Source organism: Micromonospora mirobrigensis, from assembly GCF_900091555.1.
Classification (GTDB): Bacteria; Actinomycetota; Actinomycetes; order Mycobacteriales; family Micromonosporaceae; genus Micromonospora; species Micromonospora mirobrigensis.
Genome location: NZ_FMCX01000005.1, coordinates 280,168 through 297,620, shown reverse-complemented (window position 1 = coordinate 297,620; position 17,453 = coordinate 280,168). Strand labels below are relative to the sequence as shown.

At 74.5% G+C, this 17,453-nt stretch carries 17 protein-coding genes; 10 read left to right on the top strand and 7 right to left on the bottom strand.

The genetic code is table 11. The features are described 5' to 3' along the window. Positions 1-588 (top strand): YflT domain-containing protein, encoded by a 588-nt coding sequence (locus GA0070564_RS18545; protein WP_091610347.1) that lies wholly within the window; start codon positions 1-3, stop codon positions 586-588. Between the two features lie 52 nt (positions 589-640). On the opposite strand, the gene GA0070564_RS18540 is transcribed toward GA0070564_RS18545, so the two are convergent. Continuing rightward, positions 641-1,228 carry a DUF1684 domain-containing protein gene (locus GA0070564_RS18540; protein WP_091609924.1) on the bottom strand — a complete coding sequence of 196 codons (588 nt, stop codon included), beginning with the start codon at positions 1,226-1,228 and terminating at the stop codon, positions 641-643. A gap of 10 nt (positions 1,229-1,238) precedes the next feature. Beyond that, complete coding sequence (locus GA0070564_RS18535; protein ID WP_091610345.1) at positions 1,239-1,775, bottom strand: GNAT family N-acetyltransferase; 537 nt, start codon at positions 1,773-1,775, stop codon at positions 1,239-1,241. 158 nt (positions 1,776-1,933) lie between these two features. On the opposite strand from GA0070564_RS18535, the gene GA0070564_RS18530 reads away from it, so the two are divergent. Beyond that, positions 1,934-2,416 (top strand): MarR family winged helix-turn-helix transcriptional regulator, encoded by a 483-nt coding sequence (locus GA0070564_RS18530; RefSeq protein ID WP_091609923.1) that lies wholly within the window; start codon positions 1,934-1,936, stop codon positions 2,414-2,416. 10 nt (positions 2,417-2,426) lie between these two features. After that, a complete protein-coding gene (locus GA0070564_RS18525; protein ID WP_091609922.1) occupies positions 2,427-3,398 on the top strand; it encodes a pirin family protein in 972 nt (323 codons plus the stop codon). A 62-nt stretch (positions 3,399-3,460) separates the two neighbouring features. On the opposite strand, the gene GA0070564_RS30245 is transcribed toward GA0070564_RS18525, so the two are convergent. Then, positions 3,461-3,589, bottom strand: coding sequence for a hypothetical protein (locus GA0070564_RS30245; protein ID WP_269458920.1), 129 nt, complete (start codon positions 3,587-3,589; stop codon positions 3,461-3,463). A 134-nt stretch (positions 3,590-3,723) separates the two neighbouring features. Here GA0070564_RS30245 and GA0070564_RS18520 point away from each other — a divergent pair, with 134 nt between their 5' ends. Beyond that, on the top strand, positions 3,724-5,313 hold the full coding sequence (locus tag GA0070564_RS18520) for a phospholipase D family protein (protein WP_091609921.1): 1,590 nt from the start codon (positions 3,724-3,726) through the stop codon (positions 5,311-5,313). On the opposite strand, the gene GA0070564_RS18515 is transcribed toward GA0070564_RS18520, so the two are convergent. Then, on the bottom strand, positions 5,262-6,041 hold the full coding sequence (locus GA0070564_RS18515) for an acetoacetate decarboxylase family protein (protein WP_091609920.1): 780 nt from the start codon (positions 6,039-6,041) through the stop codon (positions 5,262-5,264). The genes GA0070564_RS18520 and GA0070564_RS18515 overlap by 52 nt on opposite strands. Before the next feature lie 375 nt (positions 6,042-6,416). On the opposite strand from GA0070564_RS18515, the gene GA0070564_RS18510 reads away from it, so the two are divergent. Beyond that, a complete protein-coding gene (locus tag GA0070564_RS18510) occupies positions 6,417-7,244 on the top strand; it encodes a SigB/SigF/SigG family RNA polymerase sigma factor (protein WP_091609919.1) in 828 nt (275 codons plus the stop codon). Between the two features lie 69 nt (positions 7,245-7,313). Here GA0070564_RS18510 and GA0070564_RS18505 read toward each other — a convergent pair whose 3' ends face one another. Next, positions 7,314-8,045: a class I SAM-dependent methyltransferase gene (locus GA0070564_RS18505; protein WP_091609918.1), complete on the bottom strand. Its 732-nt coding sequence runs from the start codon at positions 8,043-8,045 to the stop codon at positions 7,314-7,316. 182 nt (positions 8,046-8,227) lie between these two features. On the opposite strand from GA0070564_RS18505, the gene hrpB reads away from it, so the two are divergent. Continuing rightward, positions 8,228-10,777, top strand: a complete 2,550-nt coding sequence (gene hrpB, locus GA0070564_RS18500; RefSeq protein ID WP_091609917.1) for an ATP-dependent helicase HrpB — start codon at positions 8,228-8,230, stop codon at positions 10,775-10,777. Between the two features lie 52 nt (positions 10,778-10,829). Here hrpB and GA0070564_RS18495 read toward each other — a convergent pair whose 3' ends face one another. Continuing rightward, complete coding sequence (locus GA0070564_RS18495; protein WP_091609916.1) at positions 10,830-11,558, bottom strand: PP2C family protein-serine/threonine phosphatase; 729 nt, start codon at positions 11,556-11,558, stop codon at positions 10,830-10,832. Between the two features lie 236 nt (positions 11,559-11,794). Here GA0070564_RS18495 and GA0070564_RS18490 point away from each other — a divergent pair, with 236 nt between their 5' ends. After that, positions 11,795-14,410 (top strand): glycoside hydrolase family 9 protein, encoded by a 2,616-nt coding sequence (locus tag GA0070564_RS18490; RefSeq protein WP_091610343.1) that lies wholly within the window; start codon positions 11,795-11,797, stop codon positions 14,408-14,410. 190 nt (positions 14,411-14,600) lie between these two features. On the opposite strand, the gene GA0070564_RS18485 is transcribed toward GA0070564_RS18490, so the two are convergent. Beyond that, positions 14,601-14,900 (bottom strand): hypothetical protein, encoded by a 300-nt coding sequence (locus GA0070564_RS18485; protein ID WP_091609915.1) that lies wholly within the window; start codon positions 14,898-14,900, stop codon positions 14,601-14,603. 107 nt (positions 14,901-15,007) lie between these two features. Between GA0070564_RS18485 and GA0070564_RS18480 the strand changes: the two genes are divergently transcribed. From GA0070564_RS18480 to GA0070564_RS18470, 3 genes are all read left to right on the top strand, one after another. Beyond that, positions 15,008-15,502, top strand: a complete 495-nt coding sequence (locus GA0070564_RS18480; protein ID WP_176730735.1) for a GNAT family N-acetyltransferase — start codon at positions 15,008-15,010, stop codon at positions 15,500-15,502. Between the two features lie 41 nt (positions 15,503-15,543). Then, a complete protein-coding gene (locus GA0070564_RS18475) occupies positions 15,544-16,146 on the top strand; it encodes an HAD family hydrolase (protein WP_091609913.1) in 603 nt (200 codons plus the stop codon). 79 nt (positions 16,147-16,225) lie between these two features. Then, positions 16,226-17,449: an MFS transporter gene (locus GA0070564_RS18470; protein ID WP_091609912.1), complete on the top strand. Its 1,224-nt coding sequence runs from the start codon at positions 16,226-16,228 to the stop codon at positions 17,447-17,449. Positions 17,450-17,453: the final 4 nt, after the last annotated feature.

Below are 17,453 nucleotides of genomic sequence, written 5' to 3'. Positions count from 1 at the left end.
ATGACCAGACCTTCGACACCGACCGCCGCCTGGCAACCCGGAATGCCCGGTGGGGACAACATGCCGCCCGGTCCGGCCGGCCGGCCGGAACCGCCCGGTGGTGACGGCCACGGTCCGCAGGGCGCAACGCCGACCGTGACGATCGGCTCGTACCCGGACTATCCGTCCGCGCAGCGGGTGGTCGACTATCTGGCCGACAACCGGTTCCCGGTGGAGCGGACCTCGATCGTCGGCACGAACCTGACGCTGGTGGAGACGGTGCTGGGGCGGATGAACACGGGCCGGGCGGCGGCCGTGGGCGCCGGTACGGGCGCCTGGTTCGGCCTCTTCATCGGCCTGCTGTTCGGCATCTTCACCGCCGGCAACTGGATCGCGGTGATCCTGGTCGGGTTGGTGATCGGCGCCATCTGGGGCGCGGTGTTCGGGGCGGTGGCGCACGCGATGACGGGTGGCCGGCGCGACTTCACCTCGGCCAGCTCGCTGCGCGCCGGCCAGTACGCGGTGACCGTGGAGACCGACCTGGCCGACCGGGCGCGGCAGCTGCTGGGACGGATGCACCTGACGCCCACCGGCGCGACGGCCCGCTGAGGCCCACCCGTTCGACGCTCCCGGTGCGGTTCGCGCCGGGAGCGTCGGCCGTTCACGCCTGCCAGGCCAGCTCGCCGGCCTGGATCGGCACGTCGAGACGGTTCTCCGGTGGCGCGAGAGGGCAGGCCCACCGGTCGTCGTAGGCGCAGGACGGGTTGTAGAGGTAGTTGGCGTCGAGCCGGACCCGCTCGCCGGGCAGCACGGTCAGCCCCCGGCCGAAGGTGCCCTTGACGGTGTCGGTGAGATAGCGACCGCCGCCGTACGTCTGGAGTCCGCTGGTGCCGTCGCGGACCGGCACGAACAGCCCACCCCCGTACGCCTCGATCCACCAGAGGGTCAGCTCGCCCCAGGGTGTGGCGGCGACGGCGAACCGGCGGTAGCGGACCACCCCGTCCGGCCCGCCGGTGTCGATCTCCAACTCGCCGGTGGCCGGGCGCAGCGGCGCCTCGACCACGGCCTCCGGGTTCGGCGGGAACCAGGGCAGCCCGGTGAAGCCGGCCCGGGCCGGCGGCGGCAGCGGGCTGCTCGGGTGGGTGGCGAAGAGCTCGTCGCGGGCGGCCCGGAAGCCGGCCAGGTCGAGGTCGGAGAGGTAGAGCCGGGCGACGCGTTCGCGCCAGTCGAGCAGGTCGAGATCGTCCACGCCTCCGACCCTAGAGCGTGGGCGGCGGGTCGGTGGCGAGCCGGGCGTGCAGGTGCTCGTCGTACCGTCGGCCGTCGCCGTAGCGGTGGGACTGGCGCAGCACCCCTTCGGCGGCGTACCCGGCCCGCTCGGCGACCCGGCAGGAGGCGACGTTCGGTACGGCGTGGCACAGCTCGATGCGGTGCAGCCCGAGCCGGTCGAAACCCCAGCCGGTGAGCACGGTGACGGCGCGGGTGGCGACTCGCCGGCCGCGGGCCGCTGCGGTGGTCCAGTAGCCGACCTGCGCGTCCTCGCCGTGGATGTGGTGCAGCGAGACGGCGCCGAGCAGGGCGCCGTCGGCGGTGTCGGTCACGGCGAGGGAGATCGCGCCGTCGTCGGCGTCCATCCGCCGGCGGAGCCACTCGGCGGCTCCCGCCTCGTCGGTGACCGCCTGCGGGTTCCAGCGGGCGGTCGCCGGGTCGGTGAGGGCCGTGAGCACGCCCGGGGTGTCCGTCACCCGCCAGGGGCGCAGGGACAGGCCGGGGGCGGCGAGGTCGACGGGTTCCACGGTGCCGGAGTCTGGCACGGGGCCCGCGTCGGCGGCAGTCAGATTTCCCGGCCGCGTGCTTCAAATTCTGAGGAATTTTGCCACGTCTCGGCGGCGTTTCCGCGGTCGACAGCTCAGACCGAGGTTGTTCAAATTTCAAGGAGTGCTATCGTGGTGCCGTGAACGAGAGCCTGGACGCCGAACGGATGGCCTGCTGGCGGGCGTACATCGAGTCGAGCCAACGGCTGTTCACCCAGCTGGAGGACGACCTGCGCGCCGACAGCGAGCTGAGCTTCGCCGACTACCACGTGCTGGTGCTGCTCTCCGAGACTCCCGGCCAGCGGCTGCGGATGGGCGAGCTGGCCGGCCGGCTGGTCTTCTCGCCCAGCCGCCTGACGTACCAGATCACCTCGATGCAAAAGCGCGGCCTGGTGGCCAAGGAGAGCTGCCCGGGCGACCGCCGGGGCAGCGAGGCCGTGCTCACCGCCGCCGGCCTGCTCGCGCTGCGCGAGGCGGCGCCGCACCACCTGCGCTCGGTGCGCACCCACCTGATGGACGACCTCGACGACGCCGAGGTCGCCTGCCTCACCCGGGTCTTCGAACGGCTCGGCCGGCGCCTGCGCGCCGACCGCGACGCGTCGGCCACCCACCGCGACAGCTAAGGAGTTCGAAATGCCCGCGATCACCGTGGACGACGTCCTGGTCCTGCCCCGCCTGCCCCGGCTCGACGAGTCGACCGCCTACCGGCCGGTCCGCCGGCTCACCACCGCGCCCAGCGGCTACGAGGGCGAGGGCTTCCCGGTGCGCCGGGCGTTCGCCGGCGTGCCGATGAGCGAACTGGACCCGTTCATCCACCTGGACCAGATGGGTGAGGTCGACTACGCGCCGGGCGAGCCGAAGGGCACCCCGTGGCACCCGCACCGCGGCTTCGAGACGGTGACCTACATGATCGACGGGATCATGGACCACCAGGACTCGCAGGGCGGCGGCGGCACCATCACCGACGGCGACACCCAGTGGATGACGGCCGGCAGCGGGCTGCTGCACATCGAGGCGCCGCCGGAGCACCTGGTGACCAGTGGTGGCCTCTTCCACGGCCTCCAGCTCTGGGTGAACCTGCCCAAGGTGGCCAAGATGATCGCGCCCCGCTACCAGGACATCCGGGGACGCGAGTCGGCCCTGCTCACCACGCCGGACGGCGGCGCGCTGATCCGGGTGATCGCCGGCGAGGTCGCCGGCCACCAGGGGCCCGGCTCGACCCACACCCCGATCACCATCACCCACGTGACGGTGCAGCCGGGCGCCGAGCTGAGCCTGCCCTGGCGGGCCGACTTCAACGCGCTGGTCTACGTGCTGGCCGGGCGCGGCACGGTCGGCACCGACCGCCGGCCGATCCACACCGGCCAGCTCGCGGTGCACGGCCCGGGCGACGCGCTGCGGGTCACCGCGGACGCGCGGCAGGACGCCAACACCCCGGCGCTGGAGCTCTACATCATGGGCGGACAGCCCATCCGGGAGCCGGTGGCGCACTACGGGCCGTTCGTGATGAACACCCGGGCCGAGCTCATGCAGGCCGTGGAGGACTTCCAGGCCGGCCGGCTCGGTGTCGTCCCGGCGGGCCGGATGCCGCACACCGACTCCTGAGCCCAGCCGTTCCACGCGGGGCGTCCCGGCCGTCGGCCGGGACGCCCCGCGGCGTACCCGGATCAGGAGACAGCGAAGATCCCCGCCACCCCCAGCAGCACCATCACCAACACCGCCACCAGCGCACCCCGCTCCCCCTCGACCGCCGGCTCGCGGTACTCGGTCACGGTGTTCGTCGTCTCGGCGGGCATGGGGTGGCCTCCTCGGCGTTGTCGGTTTGCGGTACGCCGTCCGCGTGCGGCCGGATCCGACCAGGGGGCCGGAGGTGCGCGACCGTCGCGGGGGTCATACCGTGAGGACGTCGTCGACCTCGGGGGGCTGGAACGTGACGCTGCGGGACTGGTTCCTCACCGAGCAGGAACGCGCCAACCCGGTCTCGGAGTTACCCGTCTGGACGACCGGAAACCTTGCCGAGCCGTTAATTCACGGCGCCGCGTACTTCGATCGCCTGGTCAGCGAGGTGGAGGCGCTGGAGCGTGGGGATCATCTCTTCTTCACCGACTGGCGCGGCGACCCGGACGAGCGGATGCGCCCGGACGGCCCGACGGTGGTCCAGCTGTTCGCCCGGGCGGCCCAACGCGGGGTGGTGGTCAAGGGGCTGCTCTGGCGCTCCCACCTCGACTCGCTCTCCTACAGCGAGGCGGAGAACCGCAGCCTGAGCGAGGCGGTCTGCGCGGCCGGCGGTGAGGTGCTGCTCGACCAGCGGGTGCGCCGCGGCGGCTCGCACCACCAGAAGCTGGTCGTGCTGCGCCACCCCGGCGCCCCGGAACGGGACATCGCCTTCGCCGGCGGGATCGACCTGTGCCACAGCCGCCGCGACGACGCCGACCACGGCGGCGACCCGCAGGCCGTGGTGATGTCCCCGAAGTACGGCCCGCACCCGCCCTGGCACGACGTGCAGCTGGCGCTGCGCGGGCCGGTGGTCGGGGCGCTGGACACCACCTTCCGGGAGCGCTGGACCGACCCGATGCCGCTGGACTCGGAGAACCCGATGGCCTACCTGCGGGACCGGCTGCGCGGCTCGGACCTGCGCCCGGACCCACTGCCGGACCAGCCGGCCGACCCGCCGCCGTGCGGCCCGCACCAGATCCAGGTGCTGCGCACCTACCCCGCGGTACGCCCCCGGTACTCCTTCGCCCCGGACGGTGAGCGGACCGTGGCCCGCGGGTACACCAAGGCGGTGCGCCGGGCCCGGCGGCTGGTCTACCTGGAGGACCAGTACCTCTGGTCGACCGAGGTGGCGGAGCTGTTCGCCCAGGCGCTGCGCGCCAACCCGGAGCTGCACCTGGTGGCGGTGGTCCCCCGGCACCCGGACGTGGACGGCGCGCTGGCCCTGCCGCCGAACCTGGTCGGCCGGGAGCAGGCGATCTCGCTCTGCCAGAAGGCCGCCCCGGACCGGGTGCACGTCTTCGACGTGGAGAACCACGCCGGCGAGCCGGTCTATGTGCACGCCAAGGTGTGCGTGGTCGACGACACCTGGTCCAGCGTCGGCAGCGACAACTTCAACCGGCGGTCGTGGACCCACGACAGCGAACTGTCCTGCGCGGTGCTCGACGAGACCCGCGACGAGCGCCGGCCCACCGACCCGGGCGGCCACGGCGACGGGGCCCGGGTCTTCGCCCGCGACCTGCGGCTGCGGCTGTGGCGGGAGCACCTGGACCGGGACCCCGACGGGGCCGAGGACGACGACCTGCTGGACCCGGCGACCGCGGTCGAGGCCATCGTCTCGGCGGCCCGGGAGTTGCAGCGCTGGCACGACGGCGGCCGGGTAGGGCCCCGCCCGCCGGGGCGGCTGCGCCCGCACCAGCCGGAGCGGCTGCCGTGGTACACCCGGGTCTGGGCGCTGCCGGCCTACCGGCTGGTCTACGACCCGGACGGCAGGCCGCTGCGGGCCCGGCGGGCCGGCACCTTCTGACCGCCGGCGGGCGCCGGCGCGGGCTCCTCGGGCAGGCGGCCCACCTCGGCTGGCTCGTCGGGCTCCCAACTGCTCAGCCCGCCGGGATAGGCGAACGAGGCGCGCGGGGTGTAGAAACCCCAGTCGATGGTCAACGGGTTGGCCGGGCGCAGCGCGTACACCGGGTGCCCGGGGTCGAGGAACTCCACCGACTCGACCTCGAACGGCGTCACCGGTTCGGCGAGGAACGGGTAGATCCCGCTGAGCAGTCGCCCGTCCCGGGTGGTGAGGATGCGGTTGAGGCCGCTGCGGATCCGGGTGCCGGTGTCACCGACCTGGCAGCGGGACCGGATCAGGGGTCGCCCGTCGGCCTCGGTCACCGCCGTCAACCGGTCGCCGCGCACGTCGATGCTGGTGCGGCCGGGAGCCGCCGGGGCGCCCCGGGCAACGGCATACTGCCGCACCCGGGGGCTGGAGGCGAGGTAGTGGGTCCACCAGCCGCCGGGATGGCCACCGGGCGCGTCCGCTCCGACCAGGGTGACGCCCAGGTAGGTCAGCGAGTAGGCGCCGAACCCGGAGGTCTGGGTCTCGTCGTCCACCACGTACTGGCTCAGGAAGACCTGGCGGTCCGGCCGGGGCCGCAGGCCGGCGGGCACGAGGGCGGCGACCGCGTCCGGGTCGGCGGGCAGCCAACTGAAGGAGAGCGTCCGGCACTGCACCACGATCTGAGGTGCGGTGGGGTCGAGCACGGGGCCTCCAACCAGGGAACTGTCCCAGCGACGCTACGGCGCGTCCCAGCGGCGGAACAACGACGGAAACCCGACACTCGACGCCGGTTGTCGGGTTTCTTCTTGCCGATCGGCCGGGCGGCGGCGACGGCTGGCGGGTCGACGCCGGGTGATCGGCGGGTCACGGTGGGCCGTCCGTACCGGTAACAGCGATCACAAAGCCTGGATCTTTGTCCGGATAGCGGCTTATCTGCCTGAAAATAACTTAAGTACATCGTACTTTCGGCTAGATTTCCGCGAGCCGATCAGGCTAAGGTGACTCCCGAACGGCCCATCTGAAGTTAAACCAAAGCGTCACGTCTTTTATCCGCGGACGAGGTGCAGGGAGGACCACCCATGACCGCGCCGACGACCACCGAGCAGGCGGCCACCGTAGTGCCGACGACCACCGAGAAGCTGGACCCGCGGGCGCTGACCGACAGCGCCGCCGACCTGCTGAACGCGATGGCCGCCCTGCCGGCGAACCACCCCTCGCGCGCCGCCATGCGCGACAAGGCCATCGAGGCCTGGCTGCCGCTCGCCAACCACCTGGCGCACCGCTACAGCGGCCGGGGCGAGCCGACCGACGACCTGGCGCAGACCGCCGCCGTCGGCCTGATCAAGGCGATCGACAAGTTCGACCCCACCCGCGGCGTCGACTTCGCCGGCTACGCCATCCCGACCATCATCGGCGAGCTGAAGCGGCACTTCCGCGACCGCACCTGGGACATCCGGGTGCCGCGTCGCCTCCAGGAGCTGCGGCTGGCCATCTCCGACGCCAACAGCTCGCTGCTGCAGACCCTCGGCCGGTCCCCGACGGTCGCCGACATCGCCGCCCACCTCAAGCTCACCGAGGAAGAGGTCCTGGAGGGCCTGGAGGGCGCCCGCGCCTACAACGCGGTGTCGCTGTCCACCCCGACCGGCGACGGCGACCGGGCCACCGAGCTGGGTGACATGCTCGGCGGCGAGGACAACGAGTTCGAGCTGGCCGAGCTGCGGGTCGCCCTCGGCCCTGCGCTGGCCACGCTGGACGAGCGCGAGCAGAAGATCCTCACGCTGCGCTTCTACGGCAACCTGACCCAGTCGCAGATCGCCGAGCAGATCGGCGTCTCGCAGATGCACGTCTCCCGGCTGCTGGCCCGGGCGCTGACCAAGCTGCGGGGGCAGCTGGACGGCACGTATTGAGTCTTTTCCAGGGGGTAACACGGTGATGGCCGGGTCGGCGGACCCGGCCATCGTCGTGTCCGGCTCCGCTCAGCGCAGCACCAGCAGGTCCAGCGAGTCCACCACCGGCGCCCGCGGCGTCCGGTCGGCGGCGGCCCGCAGCCGTGCCACGCCGCGCTCGTAGTCGGCGTCGTCGAGCAGCACCAGCGGGGTGTGCGCCGCCCGGCGCAGGCCCGCCGCGGCCGCCGCCAGCGACGGCGCGCTGACCTGCGGCACCGACTCGAGGGCGACCGGCTCGAACCCCGCCGTCCCGAACGCCGCGCATACCTCGGCCACCGTCGGATAGGTCTCCACCACCCGCAACGCCTCCGGGAACCACCGGAACAGGCTCACCCCGCCGCCCCGGCCCGCGAAGACGGACCGGATCAGCACGGGCGCGCCCGGCCGGAGCGCCCGACGCAGCTCGGCGGCCACCGCGGGCAGGTCGGGCAGGTGGTGGATCACCGTGGAGATCCACGCGCCGTCCAGGCTGGCCGCCGCGACCGGCAGGGCCTCCGCGCGACCGCCGACCACCACCGGGTACGCGCACCGCGCCCGCATCGCCGCGGCCGGCTCGACGGCCAGCACCTCCGCGGCGTACCACTGCCGGAAGGCGACGGACCAGACTCCGGTCCCCGCCCCCAGGTCCAGCAGCCGCACTCCCGGCCGGGCCGGCAGGTGCCGCGCCACGGCGGCCCGCCAGGCCCCCGACCCGTCCGGCCCCAGCCCCCGCCCGGCGGCGAAGGCGCCGGCCTGCTCCTCGTCGTACGCGATCCGCCCCATCCCTGCACCCAACCCCACCCTTCGATTCCCCTCAATATGACAAACCCCACCCCACCCCACCCCCACCACCTGTGTTGATCATGAGGTTGGCGTCTGATTGGAGATCCATCTCGACGCCAACTTCATGATCAACGGAGTGAGCCCTCGGGGTGGGCCGGGTGCGGGGGTGGGAGAGTGGGCGTGTGTTGAGCGAGGTGGGGCTGGAGCTGCCGGTGCGGGGGGTTCTGCCGGCACTGGTGGCGGCGCTGGGGGACGCGGGCGCGGGGGTGCTGGTGGCGCCGCCGGGGACGGGCAAGACCACCCTCGCGCCGCTGGCCGTCGCCGACCGGGTCGACGGCCGGGTGCTGGTGGCGCAGCCCCGGCGGGTGGCCGCCCGGGCGGCGGCGCACCGGATGGCCGACCTGCTCGGCGAGCGGGTCGGCGGCCGGATCGGTTACGCGGTGCGCGGCGAGCGGCGGGCCGGCCCGGACACCCGGGTGGAGGTGGTCACCACCGGCCTGCTGGTCCGCCGCCTGCACCACGATCCGGAGCTGTCCGGGGTCGGCGCGGTGCTGCTCGACGAGTGCCACGAGCGGCAGCTCGACGCCGACCTGGCGCTCGCCTTCACGGTGGAGGCCCGGGCGGCGCTCCGCCCCGACCTCTGGCTGCTGGCCATGTCCGCCACCCCGGAGACGGACCGGTTCGCCGCCCTGCTCGGCGGGGACGGCGCCCCGGCCCCCGTGGTGAGCGCGCAGGCCGCCCTGCATCCGGTCGAGCGGATCTGGGCCCCGCCACCACGCGCGGCCACCCCGGATCCGACCCGGGTCGCCCCGGCCCTGCTCGACCACGTGGCGGCCACCGTCCGACGGGCGCTGGCCGAGCGCGACGGCGACGTGCTCGTCTTCCTCCCCGGCGCCGGGGAGATCGCCGGGGCCGCCCGACGCCTGGCCGACCTGCGGGACCGGGTGACGGTGCTCCCCCTGCACGGCCGGATGCGCGGGGCCGACCAGGACGCGGCCCTGCGCCGCCCGTCCCGGCCCGACGGGTCCGAACCCGGGAGGGAGGCCGTGGACCGGCGGCGGGTGGTGCTGGCCACGGCGGTGGCGGAGAGCAGCCTGACCGTGCCCGGGGTCCGGGTGGTGGTCGACGCCGGGCTGGCCCGGGTGCCCCGGATGGACCTGTCCCGTGGGCTTGGCGCACTGGTCACCGTGCCGGTCTCCCGGGCGGCCGCCACCCAGCGCGCCGGCCGGGCCGGCCGGGAGGCCCCCGGGTACGTCTACCGCTGCTGGTCCGAGGCCACCCACCAGCGGCTGTCCGCCCAACCGGAGCCGGAGATCGCCACCGCGGACCTGACCGGCTTCGCGCTGCAACTGGCGGCGTGGGGTCGGCCCGACGGCACGGGGCTGGCGCTGCCCGATCCGCCGCCGACCGCCGCCATGACGGTCGCCCGGGACACCCTGGCCGGGCTCGGCGCGGTGGACGACGACGGTCGGATCACCGGCCGGGGCCGGGCCATCGCGGCGGCGGGCGCGCATCCGCGGCTGGCCCGGGCGCTGCTCGACGGGGCGCCCCGGGTCGGCGCGGACCGGGCCGCCGAGGTGGTCGCCCTGTTGGCGGAGGAGGGCGTGGCGGGGCCGGGCGACGACCTGCCGGCGGCCTGGCGGCGGCTGCGGACGGGGGCCGACGCCGGGGCGACCGCCCGCTGGCGGGCCGAGGTACGCCGGCTGCGCGCCGCCCTGCCCACCGGCACGACGCCCGCCGGGGGGCACCTGCCCGACGATCTGGCCGTCGGGCTGCTGGTCGGGTTGGCGTACCCGGAACGGCTGGCGCGGGTCCGGCGCGCCGGTGGCGGGTCGTACCTGATGGCCGGCGGGACCGCCGCGGAGCTGGCGCCCGGGTCCGGGCTGGCCGGCTCCGCCTGGCTGGCCGTCGCGGTCGCGGACCGCCGGCCCGGCGCGCCCACCGCCCGGGTCCGCTCGGCCGCGCCGGTGGACGAGGCGACCGCCCGGGAGGTGGCCGGGCCGCTGCTGACCCGGGAGCGGGAGACCGCCTGGTCGAACGGGGACGTGGTGGCCCGGGAGGTGGTGCGGCTCGGTGCGATCGAGCTGACCGAACGCCCGCTGGCCCGCCCCGATCCGGAGCGGGTGGCCGCGGCGTTGCTGACCGGGCTGCGGCAGGAGGGCCTTGGCCTGCTCGGCTGGACGCCGGCCGCGCACGCGCTGCGGGACCGGCTGGCGTTCTGCCGGCAGGCGCTGGGCGGCCAGTGGCCGGCGGTGGACGACGCGGCGCTGCTGGCCGCGGCGCCGCAGTGGCTCGGCCCGGAGCTGACCGCCGCCCGCCGCCGGGCCGACCTCGGCCGGGTGGACGTCACCTCGGCGCTGCGCCGGCTGGTCCCCTGGTCGTTGGCGGGCCGGCTGGACGAGCTGGCGCCGGAGCGGCTCACCGTGCCCAGCGGCTCCCGGGTACGGGTGGACTACTCGGACCCGGCCGCCCCGGTGCTCGCGGTGAAGCTCCAGGAGACCTTCGGCTGGCCGGTCGCGCCGCGGATCGCCGACGGACGGGTGCCGGTGCTGCTGCACCTGCTCTCCCCCGCCGGCCGGCCGGTGGCGGTCACCGCGGACCTGGCGTCGTTCTGGCGCACCGGCTACCCGCAGGTCCGCGGGGAGCTGCGCGGACGCTACCCGCGGCACCCGTGGCCGGAGGATCCGACCACCGCCCCGCCGACCCGGCACACCACCCCGCGCCGACGGTGAGGAGGGGCCCCTTCCTAACGCCTCCGGTATGGCAGGGGGCCCCGGTCAACGCTCAGTCCTCCTCGGTGACGTCGGCGATGACCACGGTGACGTTGTCCGGGCCGCCGGCCCGCAGCGCCAGGTCGATCAGCCGGCGGGCGCACTCGCCCCGGTCGGCCTGCTCACCGAGGACCTCGGTGAGGGTGTCCGGCCGGACCACGTTGGAGAGCCCGTCGCTGCACAGCAGCCAGCGGTCGCCGGCGCGGGGCACCATCGTGGCGTACGCCGGGGAGACCTCCTCGCCCTGCAACGCCTGGGTGACCACGGCCCGGCGGGGGTGGCTGCTGGCCTCCTCGGGGCTGATCACGCCCTGGTCGACCAGCATCTGCACGAAGGTGTCGTCCCGGGTGACCTGCTTGAGCACGCCCTCGCGGAACAGGTAGGCCCGGGAGTCGCCGACGTGGGCCAGCGCCAGGCAGCTGCCGGTACGGGCGAACAGCAGCGCGGTCAGGGTGGTGCCCATGCCCTGTCGTTCCGGGTCCTCGGTGACGGCCTGCCGGATCCGGGCGGTCGCCAGCTCTATGCCGCTCTGGAGCGCCTCGACCAGGGCGTGCTCGGGGGTCTCGAGGTCGAGCGGCCCGACCGCGTCGATGGCGATCCGGCTGGCGAGGTCACCGGCGGCCATGCCGCCCATGCCGTCGGCTACGGCGACGAGCCAGGCGCCGGCGTGCAGGGCGTCCTGGTTCCCGCTGCGGATCAGCCCACGGTCGCTCGCCCCCACGGAACGAAGCTTCAGGGTCATGGGAGGCAGCCTGCCAGGCGGAGGGCGGAATTGTCTCTAGGAGATCAGGACGATGAGGCGTGGCGCGGCGAATCTCACTGTCCTCCTCCGGTCGGCCGATTCACAGCTCATCGGGTCGGATCGATTGACAGTCGGGTTACCTACTGGAAACATCGACCACTGGGAGCGCTCCCAGAACGGGAGAGCGTTTTCCCTGCTCACCGCAGCAGACCCCACCACCGGAGGACACCCCCGTGATGCCATCTGACCGCCGTCGACGCCGCCGTGCGTCGCTCGCCGCGGCGACCGTCCTGGCCCTCCTCGGCGCGGGCGCCGGCACGGCCTACGCCCAGGTGCCGCCGGACGCCCCCGAACAGCTCACCAACGGCGACTTCGCCGCCGGGGTGAACCCCTGGTTCTCGTACGGCACCGGGCCGCTGGACGTGGTCGACGGCTGGCTCTGCACCGGCGTGGCCGCCGGCACGGCCAACCCGTGGGACGCTGGCATCGGCCAGGAGGGGGTACGCCTGCTCGCCGGCGCCGAGTACACCCTCGCCTTCGACGTCCGGGCCACCCCGGGGGCGACCGTCAAGGCGGTGCTCCAGCAGGGCAGCGCCCCCTACACCGGCTACTTCACCACCGAGGTGGCCGCGAGCGGCGCCGCCCGGCACGTCGAGCAGACCTTCACCGCCGGCACCGACAACCCGTCGGCGCAGCTGATCTTCCAGGTCGGCGGCAGCCCCGACACGCAGACCTTCTGCCTGGACAACGTCTCGCTGCGCGGCGGCGAGGCGGCACCGCCGTACCTGCCGGACACCGGGCCGCGGGTCCGGGTCAACCAGGTCGGCTACCTGCCCGGCGGGCCGAAGAACGCCACCGTCGTCACCGAGGCCACCGACCCGCTGCCCTGGCAGCTGAGGTCGGCGGCCGGGACGGTGGTGGCCAGCGGCACCAGCGCCCCGCGCGGCGTCGACGCCGCCTCCGGACAGAACGTGCAGACCGTCGACTTCTCCGCCGTGAAGACCCCCGGCACCGGCTACACCCTGGTCGTCGACGGCGAGACCAGCCACCCGTTCGACATCTCCGGCGCCGTCTACGACCGGCTGCGCGCCGACTCGTTGCAGTTCTTCTACGCCCAGCGCAGCGGCACCCCGATCGACGGCGACCTGATCGGCGCGGCGTACGCCCGCCCGGCCGGGCACCTCGGCGTGGCGCCCAACCAGGGCGACACCGACGTGCCGTGCCAGCCCGGGGTCTGCGACTACCGGCTGGACGTGCGCGGCGGTTGGTACGACGCCGGCGACCACGGCAAGTACGTGGTCAACGGCGGCATCGCCACCTACCAGTTGCTCAACGCGTTCGAGCGGACCAAGACCGCGGAGACCGCCGACGGCGGCGCCGCGCTCGGCGACGCCACGCTGCGGGTGCCCGAGCGGGGCAACCAGGTGCCGGACATCCTCGACGAGGCCCGCTGGGAGCTGGAGTTCCTGCTGCGCATGCAGGTGCCGGCCGGCCAGCCGCTGGCCGGGATGGCCCACCACAAGATCCACGACAGGGCGTGGACCGGCCTGCCGCTCGCCCCGCAGGACGACCCGCAGCCGCGCGAGCTGCACCCGCCGTCCACCGCGGCCACCCTCAACCTGGCCGCGGTCGGCGCCCAGTGCGCCCGGCTCTACGCCCGCTACGACGCCGCGTTCGCCCAGCGCTGCCGGGACGCCGCGAAGACGGCGTACGCCGCGGCCAAGGCCCACCCGGCGATCTACGCCAGCGTCACCGACGGCACCGGCGGCGGCGCGTACGAGGACGACAAGGTCGCCGACGAGTTCTACTGGGCGGCCGTCGAGCTCTTCCTGACCACCGGCGACAAGGCGTACCTGGCCGACCTGACCGCGTCGCCGCTGCACACCGCCGACGTCTTCGACGCAGGCGGCGCGTTCGGCTGGCAGAGCGTGGCCGCGCTGGGCCGCCTCGACCTGGCCACCGTGCCGAGCACCCTGCCGGCCACCGAGAAGGCGAAGGTACGCGCCTCGGTGACCGCCGCCGCCGACCGCTACCTGGACGCCGCCAGGGCGCAGGCGTACGGGCTGCCGCTGCCCGGCACCGCCGGCGCGTACGTCTGGGGCAGCAACAGCAACATCGTCAACAACGCGGTCGTGCTGGGCACCGCGTTCGACCTGACCCGGGACGCGCGGTACCGGGACGGCGCGGTGCAGGCCGCCGACTACCTGCTCGGCCGCAACGCGCTGAACATGTCGTACGTGACGGGCTGGGGCGAGCAGAACGCGCACAACCAGCACAGCCGGATCTTCGCCCACCAGCTCGACCCGGCCCTGCCGAACCCGCCCGCCGGCTCGCTGGCCGGCGGCGCGAACGCCGGCATCCAGGACCCGTACGCCGCCCAGCTGCTCGCCGGATGCGCGCCGATGTTCTGCTACGTCGACGACATCAACTCGTACTCGACAAACGAGATCGCCATCAACTGGAACTCGGCGCTGGCCTGGCTGGCGTCGTTCCTGGCCGACCAGGGCGACGCGGCGGCGGTGCCGGCGCCGACCTGCGCGGCCACCTACACCACGCACGGCAGCTGGCCGGCGGGCTTCACCACCCAGGTGACCGTCCGCAACACCGGCACGGCGGCGGTGGACGGCTGGTCGGTGCGCTGGGCGTTCACCGGCGACCAGCACGTCACCAACTCCTGGTCGACCCGGCTCACCCAGTCCGGTGCGACGGTGACCGCCGGCAACGAGTCGTGGAACGCGAAGATCCTCCCCGGCGCCGAGGTCACCTTCGGGCTCAACGGCGCGAGCGCCGGTGGCCCGAACCCGAACCCCGGCCTGGTCACCCTCAACGGGAAGGCGTGCACGCTGTCCTGACCCCCGCGTGATCGTGCCCGATCCAGGAAACAGTGGCCTCCCGCGCTCCGGGAGGCCACTGTTTCCACGTTCGAGCCCGATCATGACCGGCCCGACCTGGGCGACACATGAATCAGGGCCTCCCCCCGATCGGGGGGAGGCCCTGATTCCGGTGCGACCGGCCATCAGCTCCAGGCGGCCGGTCGGTGGCTCAGCACCAGGCGAACAGCTCCGGGTTTGTGGTGTGCAGCTTCACGACCTGGCCGAGGGAGAGGTAGGAGCCCGCCGGCAGGTCGGCGAAGATCGGGCCGGCGGTCGGGTCGGCCAGGGTCGAGTAGTCGATCTTCTGCTGGGCGGCGGCCTGGAGCAGACCCAGGCTCTTCAGCGTGCCCAGACCGGCCTGCACGCAGGCGGCGCCGTCATTGGCCGGGGCGGCCGAGGCGGGCGCTGCGACGGCGAGGCTGGCGACGAACGCGGCGGCGACGCCTCCGACGTACATCATCTTCTTCATGGTGTTTCCCCTTCTGCGCTGCTGACATGGGGTGTTCCATGAGGGACTTCGCCAGCACTGCCCACTCCGGATGCAGCCGGCGGGGATTGTCTCGAACAATGGCGGTCATGACGTCAGCCACCGTCCGACCGGCCGTCCTCGGCGACCTGCCCGCCCTGGTGGCGCTGCGGCTTGCCAACGCCGAGGCGCACCTCGCCCTCGACCCGCTGACCTACCGCGTTCCCCGGCCGGACGTCGTCGCCGACCACTTCCGGGCGGTGCTCGCCGAGGGCCGGGACGCCGTCCTGGTGGCCGAGGCCCCGGACGGGCAGGTGGTCGGCATGATCGAGGTGCTGCGGCACGCCGATCCGCCCGAACACCAGATCCTGCGACCCGAGCCGTCCGCGGCCGTGCACACCGTCGTGCTGCCCGACCGTCGTGACCACGGCGTCGGGGCCGCGCTGCTGGCCGCCGCCGAGAGCTGGGCCACCGGGCAGGGCATCCGCTGGCTCTCCGCCGGGATCCACCACCGCAACGACCGCGCGGTCGCGTTCTACCGACGGCACGGGTACGGAGACTCGGGGCTCTCGCTCGGCCGGCCCCTGCCCGCTCCCCCGCCCTGACCAGCCTCCGCGACCGCTGTCCGACGGCATATCCTCACCCGATGGCCCTCCCCCTGCCGACCGGCGAGTTCGGCGCGTACCTGTTCGACTGTGACGGCACCATCGCCGACTCGATGCCGCTGCACCACGTGGCCTGGACGGCGGCCCTGCACGAGTGGGGCTGCGAGTTCCCCGAGGAGCTCTTCTACGCCTGGGGCGGCCGGCCGGTCGCCGACATCGTCGCCGACCTCAACGAGCGGCACGGGCTGGCCATGCCGGTCGAGGCGGTCCTGCGCCGCCAGGAGGAGCTGTACGAGCAGGCGCTGCCCCGGCTGACCGCCGTGCCGGAGGTGCTGGCCCATATCGAGGACGCACACGGCCGGGTGCCGTTCGCCGTGGTCTCCGGCAGCACCCGCGAGGGCGTCACCGGTTCGCTGCGCACGCTCGGGCTGCTCGACCGGTTCGACTTGCTGGTCTGCGCCGGCGAGTACGCCCGGGCCAAGCCCGCCCCGGACGCCTTCCTCACCGCCGCCCGGCTGCTGGACGTGGCACCCGAGTCGTGCCTGGTCTTCGAGGACACCGACCTCGGCATCCAGGCCGCCACCGCCGCCGGGATGGCCTCGGTCCGGGTGCCGCACCCCCGGGAGCGCGCCGCCGCCCTGTGACCGGCGTCGCATCGCACGGGACGGCGACCGGGAGCGGACCGGCCTAGGGTCCGGTCATGACCGTCAATGACGACGTGACATGAGGCGGTTGTCGCCGCTGCCACCGCCGGGTCCGCTGCGCACGCTGTCGCTGGCCACCCTCGCCAACACCGTCGGCACCGGGCTCTGGCTGGCCGGCGGGGCGCTCTACCTCACCCGGGGCGTCGGGCTGCCGGCCGCCGCCGTGGCCGCCGGGCTCACCGTCGCCGGGCTGGTCGGGCTCACCGCCAGCGTCCCGCTCGGCGCGTTGGCCGACCGCCGCGACCCGCGTACGCTGCGGGCGCTGCTCCAGGTCGGTCAGGCGGTGGCCGCCGGGGCGTACCTGCTGGTCGACTCGGTGCCGGTGTTCCTGCTGGTGGCGATCCTGGAGAGCCTGCTGGCCACCGGCAACCTGGCCGTCCGGGCCGCGTTGGTGGCCGCCGTCGGCGGACCCGACGGGCGGGTGCACGCGTTCGCCACGTTGCGCGCGGTGGCGAACCTCGGCATCGCCGTCGGCTCGGGGCTGGCCGGGTTCGCCCTGGCGGCCGACAACCAGATCGGCTACCGGGCGCTGGTGGTCGGGAACGTGCTGACCTACCTGCTCTCCGCCGCCCTGCTGCTGCGCCTGCCACCGCAACCGCCGGTCGCCGTGACCAGGAAACGGCCCTGGGCGGCGCTGCGCGACGGGCGGTTCGTGGCGGTCAGCGCGGCCTCGGCGGTGCTCTCCCTCTACGTGACGCTGCTCGGCCTGGTGGTGCCGTTGTGGATCGTCGGCCGCACCGGCGCCCCACCGCCGGTGGTGTCGGCGGTGCTGCTGGTCAACACGGTGCTCACCGTGCTGCTCGCGGTCCGGCTGAGCCGGGGCGTCGACCGGGCCGCCCCGGCTGCCCGCCGGATGCGCCGCGCCGGGCTGCTGCTGGCCGCCGCCACCCCGCTCTACGCGCTCAGCGCCGGCCGGTCCGCGGGGCCCGCCACGGCGCTGCTGCTGGCCGCCACGGTGCTGCTGACCGTGGGCGACCTGTGGCACAGCAGCGCCGGCGCGGGGCTGGCGTACGACCTGGCCGCGCCGGACGCCATCGGGGCGTACCAGGGGGTGGACGGCATGCTCGGCGGCCTGGCGCGGGCGGTCGGGCCGGCCCTGCTCACGCCGCTGGTGCTCGGCGGCGGTGGACCGGGCTGGCTGGTGCTCGGCGCGGTCTTCGCCGGCACCGGTCTGGCCGTGCCGACGTTGACCCGGTGGGCCCGCGACGGGCGAGCGGGCCATCCCGAGCGGATGGCAGCATGACGGC

Bases quoted from the DNA above. Each gene is read 5' to 3' on its own strand.
- GA0070564_RS18475 (WP_091609913.1), top strand. From the start codon at position 15,544: ATGGCCCTCCCCCTGCCGACCGGCGAGTTCGGCGCGTACCTGTTCGAC.
- GA0070564_RS18485 (WP_091609915.1), bottom strand. From the start codon at position 14,900: ATGAAGAAGATGATGTACGTCGGAGGCGTCGCCGCCGCGTTCGTCGCC.
- GA0070564_RS18480 (WP_176730735.1), top strand. From the start codon at position 15,008: ATGACGTCAGCCACCGTCCGACCGGCCGTCCTCGGCGACCTGCCCGCC.
- GA0070564_RS18470 (WP_091609912.1), top strand. From the start codon at position 16,226: ATGAGGCGGTTGTCGCCGCTGCCACCGCCGGGTCCGCTGCGCACGCTG.
- GA0070564_RS18495 (WP_091609916.1), bottom strand. From the start codon at position 11,558: ATGACCCTGAAGCTTCGTTCCGTGGGGGCGAGCGACCGTGGGCTGATC.
- GA0070564_RS18505 (WP_091609918.1), bottom strand. From the start codon at position 8,045: ATGGGGCGGATCGCGTACGACGAGGAGCAGGCCGGCGCCTTCGCCGCC.
- GA0070564_RS18545 (WP_091610347.1), top strand. From the start codon at position 1: ATGACCAGACCTTCGACACCGACCGCCGCCTGGCAACCCGGAATGCCC.
- GA0070564_RS18510 (WP_091609919.1), top strand. From the start codon at position 6,417: ATGACCGCGCCGACGACCACCGAGCAGGCGGCCACCGTAGTGCCGACG.
- GA0070564_RS30245 (WP_269458920.1), bottom strand. From the start codon at position 3,589: ATGCCCGCCGAGACGACGAACACCGTGACCGAGTACCGCGAGCCGGCG.
- GA0070564_RS18490 (WP_091610343.1), top strand. From the start codon at position 11,795: ATGCCATCTGACCGCCGTCGACGCCGCCGTGCGTCGCTCGCCGCGGCG.
- GA0070564_RS18525 (WP_091609922.1), top strand. From the start codon at position 2,427: ATGCCCGCGATCACCGTGGACGACGTCCTGGTCCTGCCCCGCCTGCCC.